The following is a 12,287-nucleotide window of genomic DNA, read 5'->3' on the forward strand; positions in this document are numbered from 1 at the left end:
CATCCTACCGAGAAACAAGACCAGGGCGACGATGCTGGCAGCGATGTTGCTGGCCACCAGCGCCTTCTGGGCACCGGCCACCTTCGCGCAGGACAGCAAGCCGCTGGTTATCGCGCGCAACATCGACCTCAACTCGCTCGATCCGCACCGCGCCTTCTGCGACACCTGCCAGATCTACAATTCCAGCGTCTATGAATCGCTGCTGACGCTGGACAAGGACAACAAGCTGATCCCGCTGCTCGCCTCGAAGTGGGAAGGCAATGCCGACCAGAGCAGCTTCACCTTCACGCTCGACCCGGCCGCCAAATTCTCGGACGGTTCGCCGGTCGAAGCCAAGGACGTGAAATGGTCCTGGGAGCGGCTGAAGAACCTCAAGGGCAGCGCCTCGTTCCTGATGGACAATGTCGCCTCGATCGAGACCCCGGACGCGCATACGGTCGTCGTCAAGATGGTCGCGCCGAGCTCCGAATTCCTCAACATCGCGGCAGCACCCTACGCGGCGGTCGTCAACAGCAAGGTCGCTTCCGAAGCCGGCGCCAAGGCCGATGCGGATGCTTCGACGACAGACAATGCCGAGGCCTGGTTCCTGGCGCATTCGGCCGGCAGCGCGCCGTTCGTGCTGAAATCCTATGAGCCCAATTCGGAACTGCGGCTGGCGCGCAACGACAAGTACTGGCGCACGGCGCCGGCGCTGAGCGAAGTCGTCATCCGCCAGACCAAGGATGCGGTGGCGCAGGCGCAGATGCTGCAGAGCGGCACCGCCGACATCGCCATGCAGATCGATCCGGACACGGCCAAGACGATGACCGGCAGCGACGTGAAAATCGAGACCGTGCCGTCCTACAATTTCATCTATGTGGCGCTGTCGCCCGGCGCCAAGGCCAACAAGGTTCCGCTGACGCCCGAAGTGCGCGAGGCCATTTCGCTCGGTCTCGACCGTCCGAGCATCCTCGATTTCACCATCGGCTCCGAGGGCCAGCTGATCAGCGCGCCGATCCCGCTTGGCTTCCCCGGCGGTTCGGGCTTCGAGGCGCAGCCCTATGACGTCGCCAAGGCAAAGGAACTTCTGGCCAAGGCCGGCCATGCCGACGGCTTCGAGATGGAAGCGGCGTTCCCCGGCATGAACGTCTATGGCGTCGATCTGTCGCTTCTGATGCAGAAGGTCCAGCAGGATCTGGCCAAGATCAACATCAAGCTCGACCTGCAGCCGATCCCCTTCGCCAATTGGCGCGAGCGCGTCAATGGCGACGGCATCCCAATGACGGCGGTGTTCTACGCGCCGGACTATTACGGCACCTCGCAATACATCGACTATTTCGCCATGACGAAGGGCAGCCCTTGGTCGCGCCGTGCCGGCGCGGAGCGCGACCCGTCGGTGCTCAACCCGAAGGAAGCGGATATCTACAAGGCAGCCCTTGCGGCAAGCGGCGACGAGGCCGCCAGGCTGTGGCACCAGGCCGGCGAGGAGATGATCAAGGACAGGATCATCCTGCCGCTGATCAGCCCGAACCTGATCCTGGCCTACAAGTCGGACGTCAAGGGCGTGCGCTACAGCGCCTGCTGCAACCTGCCGCTGGCAGAACTCAGCCACTGAGCAAAACAATACAGGGAGGCGACAGTCGCCTCCCTGTTCTCCATCCCGGAAGGCCAGCAAATCCTGTTCTTCCAACATCACATTCAATATATGATATATCAATGAGCGGAGACCTCGTCATGCCTTCCCTGATCAACTCCAAGGACCAGTTGCTGCGCGAGCGTGCGGCCTCGGTGATTCCGGGCGGCATGTGGGGACACATGGCGACGCGCTATCTCGGCTCCGCCTATCCACAATTCTTCGAACGCGCCGACGGCTGCCGGGTCTGGGACGTCGACGGGCACGAATACATCGACCTGATGTGCAGTTGGGGGCCCAACATTCTCGGCCACCATCATCAAGCAGTCGAAGAGGCTGCCGCCCGGCAGCGTCGCCTCGGCGATGCGATGAACGGCCCCGGCGAGGTATTGGTCGAACTGGCGGAGCTGCTGGTCAAGACGGTCGCGCATGCCGACTGGGCAATGCTGCAGAAGAACGGCACCGACGCCACCACGGCCTGCGTGACGATCGCGCGCGCCGGCACCGGCCGACGCAAGGTGCTGGTCGCGCGCGGCTCTTATCACGGCGCCGTGCCGTGGTGCACGCCATCGCTGGCCGGCGTCACCGCCGAGGACCGCGCCCATCTGATCCATTTCGACTATAATGACGTCGCCAGCCTCGAAGCGGCCGTCGAGCAGGCCGGCAACGATCTCGCTGCTGTCGTCGTCACTGCCTTCCGGCACGACATCGCCCGCGACCAGGAACTGCCGACCGCCGCCTTCGCCAAACGGGCGCGCGAACTCACCACCGCTGCCGATGCGGCATTGATCGTCGACGATGTGCGCGCCGGCTTCCGCATCGACCTCGCCGGTAGCTGGGAGCCGCTCGGCGTACGGCCGGACCTGTCCGCCTTCTCGAAGGCGATCGCCAATGGCTATCCGCTGGCCGCCATCGCAGGCACCGACCGGTTTCGCGAAGCCGCGACCAAGGTCTATGTGACGGGTTCTTTCTGGTACGGCGCCGTCGCAATGGCCGCGGCGATCGCCACCATCAGCACGCTGCGCGATACCGACGCCGTCACCCACATGACACAGGCCGGCGACAGGCTGCGCTCAGGCCTCGATGCTGCAGCGAAGAAGCATGGTCTTTCGCTGCGACAGACAGGTCCGGTGTCGATGCCGATGGTGCTGTTCGACGGCGATGCCGAATTCAAGCTAGCCAACGCATTCTGCTCGGCCGCCTTGCGCGAAGGCGCTTATTTCCATCCCCGGCACAACATGTTCCTGAGTGCTGCGCACACCTCAAAAGATATAGATCTCGCCCTGCAGGCTGCCGATGCGGGCATGGCCGCCGCGGCGCAGGTGGCGTGACCGGCGCCAATGCGGTGGAAAGGAACAAACTGTTCAGCCGGTGGCCGACACCAGTCGGCCGTTCTGCGCAGCGCGGCGCAGTTCCTCCGGCGTGACCGCGCCGTCGTTCAGCCGTTCGAGAACGTTGACCAGCAGGCGGCCGCCTTCGATCATGTCCTGCTGAATGCCCTTGCGCACACCGTTCTCGTCGCGCGCCCGCAGCGCCTCAAGAATGTCGAGATGCCGGTGGCGGCCGTCATAGGTCGGCCGGGCGTGCGGGTACTGGTAGTTCACCAGCGGTCCGTTGCGCAGCCAGATTCCCTCGATGATGGCCAGCAGCTCCGGCATTTGCGCCGCCTGGTAGATCGAGTGATGGAATTCCCAATTGTCGCGGACGGCTTCGAACCAGCGGCCATTGTCCTCGTTGGCAATGAGTTTCTCATGCACCGCCGCCAGACGGTCGATCTCGCGCGGCTCGATGCGCGTCGTTGCCGCGGCACCCGCCATGCCTTCGAGATGCAGCCTGATGCTGCGCAGTTCCAGATACTGAGCCAGCGACAGCTGGGCGACAGTGATCGAACGGCCAGCCTCCATCTCCAGGCCTTTTTCGCGCACCAACTGCATCAGCGCCTCGCGCACCGGCGTCTCAGACACCTGAAGGCTGGCGGCAAGGTCGCGGATCTTGAAGCGATGGCCCGGCCAGAAACGGCCTTCCATCATGGCACGGCGAAGCTCCTCATAGACACGCGTCGTCAGATTGTCGCGCGCGATCGGCGCGATAGAAGCAGTCACATCCGCTCTCCGTTCTTGCAACAGCGCAGGCGTCGCCTGCGTCGCGTGGCTTGTGTATATGATACCACGAATGGCCTGACCACCGACATGAGACAAGCCGCCCCGAAACCGGCAGACATGAGACGGGCCGCATGACCGCGTCGATGCCTTCCTTGCTGTTCGGCGCCATTGCCGACGATCTGACCGGCGGCACCGAGCTGGCGTCGATGCTGGTCGCGCGCGGCATTCCGACGGGATGCACGGTCGGGCTGGACGCGCCGATCCCATCAGGCAATCTTGCCCATGTGATCCTGCTGAAGACCCGCGTCATCGCAGCCAGCGATGCGGTGCGCCAGGTGCTGGAGGCCGCGGACCGGCTGGTCGAAGCTGGCGCGCGGCAGATCTTCTTCAAATATTGCGCCACCTTCGATTCGACGCCCGCGGGCAATATCGGTCCTTGCGCCGAAGCGCTGCTCGAGCGCCTTGGCGGCGGCGTCACACTGTTCGCCCCTGCGCTGTGTGAGACTGGGCGTACCGTCTATCAGGGGCATATGTTCGGCGGTCCCCAGCTGCTTGCTGAGTCGCCCAAGCGCTTCGATCCGCTGACGCCGATGACCGATTCCAATCTGGTTCGCGTGCTGCAGGCGCAGAGCAGGGGCAAGGTCGGGCTGGTGCCCTATCTCGTCGTCGATGCCGGCGCTGGAGCCATCCGAAGCGCTATAGGAGAGCAAAGCAGGCGCGGCGAGACGCTGCTGGTCACCGACACCATCCGCGAGCGCGATCTGGCGGCGATCGCGGAAGCCACCTTCGACCTGCCGCTGATGACCGGCAATTCCTCAGTCGCCGCGCATCTGCCACCGGCCTGGCTCACGCATGGGCTGCTGGATACAGGCGATCTCGTTGCCGCCAGCCTGCCGGCCGTCGAAGGGCCGGCAGCGGTGCTGGCCGGCAGCGTCGCCGACCGCACCATCGAACAGCTCGAGCGTTTTGCGCAAAACAATCCACTGCTGACGATTGACCTTGCCAGCGCCTTTGCTGGCGCCGATGTCATGGCCGAAGCGCGTACCTTCGCCCAACGGCATTTGCCCGGCGCGATGATCGCCATTGCTACGACAGCGCCGCAAGCGACCGTCGAAGCGCTGCAGCAGGCGCACGGCCGCGATATGGTGGCGGCAAGGGCGGAAGAGATCCTGGCCGGGATTGCCCAGATTCTGGTGCGCGAACTCGGTGTCCGCCGGCTCGTCGTCGCCGGCGGCGAGACCGCCGGTTCGGTGGTGAAGGCGCTCGGCATCGACCGGATCGCCATGGGCGCCTATGAGGGCCCCGGACTGTCGCGCGCCATCGCTCACCTCCCCGGCCGGCCTTCCGATCCGCTGGCGCTGATGCTGAAATCGGGAAAGCTCGGCGGCCCCGATATCTTCACCGACGTTCTGCAAGACATGACACGGCCGAGCACTATTGCGCCGGCGATCGACACATGGCCACCGGCAAGGAGAGCATCGTGATGGAACTCGAAATCGAACGCACGAGCCTGGTCACCGCGACGCAGACGCTGGACGCCAGCGGGATGAATGTCGGCACCACCGGAAACATCAGCGTGCGCACGACAGGCGGCATGCTGATCACGCCGACGGGAATAGCCACAAGCGCCTTGCGGCCGGAGCAAATGGTGGCGATGCAGCTCGATGGATCCTGGGACGCTGCGTTCCGGCCGTCGAGCGAATGGGAGATGCACGCCGAAATCTACAAGGCGTTTCCCGAGGCCGGCGCCGTCGTGCATGCCCATCCCGACCATTGCGTGGCGCTGTCGTGCCTGCGTGAACCGCTGCCACTGTTCCACTACATGGTGGCGGGTTTCGGCGGCGATGATGTGCGCTGCTCGGACTATGCGCTTTTCGCGTCAAGCGAACTGGCCAAGGTTGCCGTCGTCGCGCTCAAGGACCGCACGGCTTGCCTGCTCGCCAATCATGGCATGATCGCCTTCGGCGGCGATCTCGACACGGCGCTCATCCGCACCATCAAGCTGGAAACCCTGGCGCGGCAGTACCTTTTGGCGCGCAGCGCCGGCACGCCGGTGCTCATCGAGGGCAGCGAGATCCCCGCCATTCGCGGGCGCTACAAGAATTACGGCCAGCAGAAGTAGCCGGCCGAGCAATTCCAGAAAAGGTGAAGCGGTTTCCCGGGAAAAGCGCATAGCGCTTTCTCCAGGGAATTGCGCCAAAACAAGGAACGGCTCTTCGCCCTCTTGAAGAACCATTCAGTCGACCTGCAAATGCGAGACGAAGGCCCGTCAGGCTCCATGAAGATCAGGCGGGGATCGGTTCGGCGGCCGGCGTATAGACGCCGATGGCGCCGGTGCCGATCAGCTGGTCGATGATCTCGGCGCTATAGCCGAGCACGTCGGCCAGCACGGCAGCTGTGTCCTGGCCCAGCATCGGCGGCGCGGTGAAGTCCGCGGTCAGCTGCGCGGCAAGTCCCTGCGCCGGGCGCACCATGGCGACGGAGCCGAGATGCGGATGCGGCAAGGTCTGGACGAGGCCACGCTCGCGCACATTGGAACTGTCGAAGACTTCCGGTATCGATTTTACCGTGCCGGCCGGCACGCTGGCGGCGGCACAGGTGGCCATCCAGTGGTCACGTGGCTTGGTCTTGAAGACGGCGGCTAGTTGCGGGATCAGCGCCTCACGGTTGGTGGCGCGCGCCCCTGCTTTGATGAAGCGCGCATCCCCAGCCAGATGTGGCAGATCAACGACCTTCTCGCACAGCGCCGCGAACTGGCGGTCATTGCCGACCGCCAGCGCAAAGCTGCCATCGGAGGCTTCGAATATCTGATAGGGAACGACCGTCGGATGGGCATTGCCGTAGCGGGCGACCTCTTGGCCGGTGTTAAGGTAACCGCTGCCGACATTGATCAGCAGGCTGAGCGCGCAGTCGATCAGCGACAGGTCGAGGAACTGGCCCTTGCCGGTCGTCGCGCGCTCGTAAAGCGCCGCCAGGATCGACTGCGTGGCGACCATGCCGCAGACGATATCGGTGATGGCGACGCCGACACGCATCGGTTCGCCATTGCTCTCGCCGGTGATGGCCATGAGGCCGCTTTCGGCCTGCATGACGAAATCATAGCCGGGCCGTCCGGCATCGGGCCCGGTCTGGCCGTAGCCGGAGATCGAACAGTAGATCAGCCGCGGATTTGACGCGCTGAGCTCCTTGAAACCGACGCCGAGGCGGTCGGCGGTGCCGGAGCGGAAATTCTCGACGACGATGTCGGCCTTGGCCGCCAGCTCGCGCACGATGGCCAGCCCCTGCGGGCTTTTCATGTCGAGCGCGATGCTCTGCTTGCCGCGATTGGCGCAGAGATAGTAGGTCGAGACACCCTTGTAGCTCGGCACCGACCACGCCCTGGTGTCGTCGCCGCCGTCGATGTTCTCGATCTTCCAGATCTCGGCGCCGAGATCGGCAAGGCTCATCGTTGCCCACGGCCCGGCCAGCACACGCGAGAGGTCGAGAACCTTGATGCCTTCGAGCGGCAAGCGCGCGGGTTCTGCCGTACCGGCATTCGCGGAATGGTCCTCAGTCACGATCAAAATTCCTTCGGGTGAATTCGGCAGGCCACTCAGACAGCCCTGAAAGTGTTGACCGGCTCCGGGAAATGGCAGGCGACGCGATGCGAACCACCGGCCGGATCGAGCGGCGGTTCGACGGCAGCGCAGATCGCCTGCGCCTTGAAGCAGCGCGTGCGGAAGCGGCAGCCGGATGGCGGGTTGAGCGGGCTCGGCACATCGCCGCTCAGCACGATGCGCTCGCGCTTGCGCTCCTTCTCGGGATTGGCGAGCGGCACCGCCGACAGCAGCGCCTGGGTGTAGGGATGCAGCGCCCTCGAATAGAGTTCGGCCGCCGGCGCGATCTCGACGATCTTGCCGAGATACATCACCGCCACCTGATGCGAGATGTGGCGCACGACGGACAGATCATGCGCGATGAACAGATAGGAGGTGCCGAAGGATTGCTGGATGTCCTTGAGCAAATTGAGCACGCCGGCCTGCACCGAAACGTCGAGGGCCGAAACCGGCTCGTCGAGGATCACCACTTGCGGATTGAGTGCCAGCGCGCGGGCGATGACGACACGCTGGCGCTGGCCGCCGGACAGTTCGTGCGGATAGCGCTTGCCATGCTCGGGATTGAGCCGCACCAGTTCGAGCAATTCGGCGACGCGCGCGCGGCGGTCGGCCGCCGACATGTCGCTCATGCGCAGCGGCTCGGCGATGTTGTCGGCAATGCGCATGCGCGGATGCAGCGACCCGTAGGGATCCTGGAAGACGAGCTGGATGTAGCGCCGCATCAGGCGCATGTCTTCGTGATTGAGCGCGAGCAGGTTCTGGCCACGGAACCAGCTTTCGCCGCTGGTCGGCTCGATCAGCCGCATCAGGCAGCGCCCGAGGGTCGACTTGCCGCAACCGGATTCACCGACCAGACCCAGCGTTTCGCCTGGTGCTACGTCGAACGAGACATCGGCGACCGCACGGACATGGGCAACGGCACGGTCGAAGACGAGGCCGCCGCGAACCGGAAAGTCCTTGACGAGATGGCGAACAGAAAGCGCAACCGCCGGTTTGGTTTCCGCCTGGAGTTGCTCCGCTGCGCTCATGGGGCCACGTCTCCACTGTCCAGGCTCGCCGCCGCCAGCACAGCACTGTGGAAGGGCGGCAAGGTCGTCGCGAAATGACAGGCCGAGAACCGGCCGCCGACATCGTGCAAAGGCGGGTCCTCGGTCCGGCAGCGTGCCGCGGCATAAATGCAGCGCGGATGGAAGGCGCAGCCGCCCGGCAAGCGCCCAAGTGCGGGCGGCGAACCGTCGATCGAGAACAGCCGCTCGCGGCTTTCCTCGAGGTTGGGGATCGAGGCGATCAGGCCACGCGTGTAAGGATGGCGCGGATCGGCGAACAGCTCGGATACGCCTGCCTGTTCGACGACACGGCCGGAATAGACGACCGCGACGCGGTCGGCATGGCCGGCGACGACGCCGAGATCATGGGTGATCAGCACCAGGCCGAGGCCGAGCCGTTCCTGCAGCGAGCGCAGCACGGCCAGGATCTGTGCCTGCACCGTGACATCGAGCGCCGTGGTCGGTTCGTCGGCAATCAACAGGTCAGGATCGTTGGCGACGGCCATGGCGATAACCGCGCGTTGGCGCATGCCGCCGGAGAATTCATGCGGATACTGGTTGACCCGGCGCTCCGGCTGCGGGATCGCCACCAGATGGAGCAATTCGACCGCGCGCGCCATCGCCTGTTTGCGTGTCACGCGCTGATGCAGCCTGACCGCCTCGGCAATCTGGGCGCCGACGGTCATCACCGGATTGAGCGAGGACAGCGGGTCCTGAAAAATCATGGCGACGCGCGCGCCCCTGATCTTGCGCATCTCGCGCGCCGGTTTGCCGACCAGTTCGTCGCCGTTGAAGCGGACCGAGCCGGTGACCACCGCGTTCTTTGACGTGAGGCCGAGCGCGGCGAGCATGCCGACGGACTTGCCCGAGCCGGACTCACCGACAATGCCGACCACTTCGCCCTTGGCGACGTCGAGGTCGATCCCGCGAACCGCTTCGAACTGACTGCCGGCCTTGCGGAACCCGACCCGCAGACCGCGTATGGACAGCAGCGGCTCGCGCTCCTCCACCTTGTCGACTGCGCCCGGTGGCGCTGAGGAAATCTGTGCGCTCATCGCCTAGTCCGACCTTGGATCGAGAATGTCGCGCAAGCCGTCGCCTATGAAGTTAAAGCCGAGCACGATGGTGAGGATGGCGACGCCGGGACCGAAGGCGATCCACCATTGATAGAAATGAACGGCGCCATCGGAGATCATCGAGCCCCATTCGGGTGTCGGCGGCGTGGCGCCGAGGCCGATGAAGCTGAGCGACGCGGCAAGCAGCACGACCTGGCCGAGATCCATGGTTGCGCTGATCAGCACCGGGGTCCAGCAAAGCGGCAATATGTGCGTGAACAGCACGCGCCGCGGCCTGGCGCCGGCGGCGATTGCCGCCTCGACATGCTCGCGCTCCTTCACCTCCAATACCTGCGCCCGCATCAGCCGGGCGTAGACGGGCCACCAGACGAGCACCATGGCTATGGCGGCATTGCCGAGGCCTGGTCCGAGCGACGCCGCGACGGCCATGGCCAGCAGCATCGGCGGAAAGGACAGAGTGACGTCGACAAGCCGCATGATCGCCGCGCCGGTCAATCCGCCGACGAAGCCGGAAATGGCGCCGAGCAGCGAGCCTATGATCACTGCAGAGACGACGACCAGAACCGCGATCGGCAGCGAATGCGCGGCCCCGTGCAGAGTGCGGGCCAGCACATCGCGGCCGAGTGCGTCGGTACCCAGCCAATGCGCCCAGCTTGGCGCCTGAAGCCGGCGTGCGACCATTTCGAGCGGATCGAACTGCACGACCAGGTTGGCGAATACGGTCATGAACAGCCAGAACAGGATGACGACCGTGCCGATGACCAATGGCGCGGTCAGCCATTCGGGAACCGTCGAGGAGCGGGACTTGGTGACGACGACTGCCATCAGCTCAACCTCACGCGCGGATTGGCCACGACATAGAGTATGTCGGTGATAAGGTTGGTGACCAGGAAGGCGAGACCACCGACGATGGTGACGCCGATGATCGCCGGGAAGTCGAGCGCACGCGCTGCCTCCACGGCATAGGATCCCATGCCCGGCCAGGAGAAGATGGATTCGGTCAGCACCGCGCCGGTGATCAGATAGGCGAAGGAATAGCCGATGACGGTCAGGGTCGGCACCATGGTGTTGCGCAGCGCATGGACGATGACGACGCGGAATTCGCTCGCCCCCTTGGCGCGCGCGGTGAGCACGAACTCGCGGCTCATCACATCAAGCATGTTGGCGCGCACCAGCCGCGATATGGTGCCCGAAACCGTCCAGCCGAGGACGAAGGCCGGCAGAAGCAGGTGCCAGAGCGCGTCCTTGAGGACGGTCCAGTCGCCAGCCAGAAGCGAATCGATGGTCAGGAAGCCGGTGATGCCGGGCGGCAATGCCAAGCGGGCATCGACCCTGCCCGGCCCCGGCAGCCAGTTCAGCATGACGGAGAAGATGAACAACAGGCCGAGCCCCGACCAGAACACCGGCAGCGAAGAGCCGAACAAGGCGAACAGCCGCGCGCCATGGTCGATCAGGCTGTTGCGGAAATAGGCGGCCAGCACACCAAGCACGATGCCGAGCGTGGTGCCGAAGATCATCGCGGCGAAAACCAGTTCGAGCGTTGCCGGCAAGCGGTAGAGAATGTCGGTGCCGACATTGCGCTTGGTGATGAAAGAGGTGCCAAGATCGCCGCTCAGCAGATTACCAAGATATATCATATAGCGTTCCGGCAAAGGACGATCAAGACCCCAACGCGTCTTGGCGGCGGCCACCACATCGGGATTGCTCATCTGCTGTTCGGCGACGATCGCGGTCAGCGGATCCCCCTTGGTCACCGTGGTGATCAGGAAGGCGATGGTGACGATGCCGAGCACCAGAAACGGCATTGCGATAAGCCGGCGCAAAATATAGCGAGACACGTGGCTACCTTCACAAGGAGGGGCTTCGTAAGATGGCACAAGGCGCTGGGACATGCCATCGACGGAAACATATTGACAGCCCGCGAAAGCCGCTGTCAATATAAATGGAATTTAATTTCATTTTTGATCGACAGTGCCGACGTCACCGGCCCGACAGGCGGACGACGACGCCAGAAAGACCTCAGCGTGCGCAAGCGAGCGACCAGGGACGAGACGGAGCTTGAAGGCGAAGGCGCACAGCTTTCGTCGTCGCTGGTGCGCGGGCTCGGCATCCTGCGCGCCTTCCGGCCGGGCGACGCCTCGCTCGGCAACCAGGACATCATTGCCCGCACCGGCCTGCCCAAAGCCACGGTGTCGCGCATCACCTATACGCTGAGCGCGCTCGGCTACCTCCTGTACGACAAGGATCTCGGCCGCTACAGCTTGGGGTCGGCTACCGTGGCGCTCGGCTATTCGGCGCTCAGTTCAAGCGCCGTCGTGCACGTCGCCCGGCCGCTGATGCAGCCGCTGGCCGATTTGACGGGGGCGGCGGTGGCGCTCGGCACGCGCGACAGCCTCAACATGGTGTATCTCGCCAATTGCCGGTCGGAGAGCCTTGTCACGCTGCGGCTCAACCCGGGCTCCTATCTGCCGATCTGGAAGACATCGATGGGGCTGGCCTATGCGGCGGCCCTTTCACCCGAGGAGCGCGTCAGCCTTGTACGGGCTTTGCAGGAGGCGGAGCCGGACAAGGCAGCGATGATCGCGGCGGCGATCGACGATGCGATCGCCCAATATGCACGCCAGGGCTATGTGACGTCGTTCGGCGCCTGGCACAGCTACATCCATGCAGTCGGCGTGCCGTTCCGCCCGCGTGACGGCTCGCCGCTGGTTGCCATCACCTGCGGCGGCATCGGCGAGATCATTACCGAGGACCGCGCGCATGCCGAGATCGGACCAGCGCTGGTGGAGATGGTGAAAGCACTGGGCGACCAGCTCGAGGGAATTCCCGTGTAATCCGCGGCACGGGATTGGCCC

11 protein-coding genes are annotated in these 12,287 nt (G+C 64.6%); 5 read left to right on the top strand and 6 right to left on the bottom strand.

Annotated features, from left to right (window positions below):
- The first annotated feature begins 31 nt into the window (after nt 1-31).
- Both EN955_RS01950 and EN955_RS01955 read left to right on the top strand, forming a co-directional pair.
- The gene (locus EN955_RS01950) at nt 32-1,594 is read left to right on the top strand and encodes an ABC transporter substrate-binding protein (RefSeq protein WP_024501852.1); all 1,563 of its coding nucleotides are present in this window, start codon (nt 32-34) and stop codon (nt 1,592-1,594) included.
- A 119-nt stretch (nt 1,595-1,713) separates the two neighbouring features.
- The gene (locus EN955_RS01955) at nt 1,714-2,943 is read left to right on the top strand and encodes an aminotransferase class III-fold pyridoxal phosphate-dependent enzyme (RefSeq protein WP_081714203.1); all 1,230 of its coding nucleotides are present in this window, start codon (nt 1,714-1,716) and stop codon (nt 2,941-2,943) included.
- Nucleotides 2,944-2,976: 33 nt separating this feature from the next.
- Here EN955_RS01955 and EN955_RS01960 read toward each other — a convergent pair whose 3' ends face one another.
- The gene (locus EN955_RS01960) at nt 2,977-3,714 is read right to left on the bottom strand and encodes a GntR family transcriptional regulator (protein ID WP_024501854.1); all 738 of its coding nucleotides are present in this window, start codon (nt 3,712-3,714) and stop codon (nt 2,977-2,979) included.
- A 131-nt stretch (nt 3,715-3,845) separates the two neighbouring features.
- On the opposite strand from EN955_RS01960, the gene otnK reads away from it, so the two are divergent.
- A complete protein-coding gene (gene otnK, locus EN955_RS01965) occupies nt 3,846-5,198 on the top strand; it encodes a 3-oxo-tetronate kinase (RefSeq protein ID WP_024501855.1) in 1,353 nt (450 codons plus the stop codon).
- Complete coding sequence (locus EN955_RS01970; protein WP_024501856.1) at nt 5,198-5,836, top strand: class II aldolase/adducin family protein; 639 nt, start codon at nt 5,198-5,200, stop codon at nt 5,834-5,836. The genes otnK and EN955_RS01970 overlap by 1 nt, the downstream gene beginning before the upstream one ends.
- 163 nt (nt 5,837-5,999) lie before the next feature.
- Here EN955_RS01970 and EN955_RS01975 read toward each other — a convergent pair whose 3' ends face one another.
- The 5 genes from EN955_RS01975 to EN955_RS01995 are packed head-to-tail and all read right to left on the bottom strand — an operon-like array spanning nt 6,000 to nt 11,270.
- A complete protein-coding gene (locus EN955_RS01975; protein ID WP_013528134.1) occupies nt 6,000-7,271 on the bottom strand; it encodes a CaiB/BaiF CoA-transferase family protein in 1,272 nt (423 codons plus the stop codon).
- 35 nt (nt 7,272-7,306) lie between these two features.
- Complete coding sequence (locus tag EN955_RS01980) at nt 7,307-8,338, bottom strand: dipeptide ABC transporter ATP-binding protein (protein ID WP_024501857.1); 1,032 nt, start codon at nt 8,336-8,338, stop codon at nt 7,307-7,309.
- Nucleotides 8,335-9,411 (bottom strand): ABC transporter ATP-binding protein, encoded by a 1,077-nt coding sequence (locus EN955_RS01985; RefSeq protein ID WP_081714204.1) that lies wholly within the window; start codon nt 9,409-9,411, stop codon nt 8,335-8,337. Before EN955_RS01985 ends, EN955_RS01980 begins: the two co-directional genes overlap by 4 nt.
- Nucleotides 9,412-9,414: 3 nt before the next feature.
- A complete protein-coding gene (locus tag EN955_RS01990) occupies nt 9,415-10,260 on the bottom strand; it encodes an ABC transporter permease (RefSeq protein ID WP_024501859.1) in 846 nt (281 codons plus the stop codon).
- Nucleotides 10,257-11,270, bottom strand: a complete 1,014-nt coding sequence (locus EN955_RS01995) for an ABC transporter permease (RefSeq protein ID WP_024501860.1) — start codon at nt 11,268-11,270, stop codon at nt 10,257-10,259. Before EN955_RS01995 ends, EN955_RS01990 begins: the two co-directional genes overlap by 4 nt.
- A gap of 186 nt (nt 11,271-11,456) precedes the next feature.
- Here EN955_RS01995 and EN955_RS02000 point away from each other — a divergent pair, with 186 nt between their 5' ends.
- Entirely contained in the window at nt 11,457-12,266 is an 810-nt protein-coding gene (locus tag EN955_RS02000; RefSeq protein ID WP_024501861.1) for an IclR family transcriptional regulator, read from the top strand.
- The last annotated feature ends 21 nt before the right edge of the window (nt 12,267-12,287 follow it).

Origin of the sequence: Mesorhizobium sp. M7A.F.Ca.CA.001.04.2.1, from assembly GCF_003998485.1 — a bacterium.
Lineage (GTDB): Bacteria > Pseudomonadota > Alphaproteobacteria > Rhizobiales > Rhizobiaceae > Mesorhizobium > Mesorhizobium ciceri.

Bases quoted from the DNA above. Each gene is read 5' to 3' on its own strand.
- EN955_RS01980 (WP_024501857.1), bottom strand. From the start codon at position 8,338: ATGAGCGCAGCGGAGCAACTCCAGGCGGAAACCAAACCGGCGGTTGCG.
- EN955_RS01970 (WP_024501856.1), top strand. From the start codon at position 5,198: ATGGAACTCGAAATCGAACGCACGAGCCTGGTCACCGCGACGCAGACG.
- EN955_RS01950 (WP_024501852.1), top strand. From the start codon at position 32: ATGCTGGCAGCGATGTTGCTGGCCACCAGCGCCTTCTGGGCACCGGCC.
- EN955_RS01985 (WP_081714204.1), bottom strand. From the start codon at position 9,411: ATGAGCGCACAGATTTCCTCAGCGCCACCGGGCGCAGTCGACAAGGTG.
- EN955_RS01955 (WP_081714203.1), top strand. From the start codon at position 1,714: ATGCCTTCCCTGATCAACTCCAAGGACCAGTTGCTGCGCGAGCGTGCG.
- otnK (WP_024501855.1), top strand. From the start codon at position 3,846: ATGACCGCGTCGATGCCTTCCTTGCTGTTCGGCGCCATTGCCGACGAT.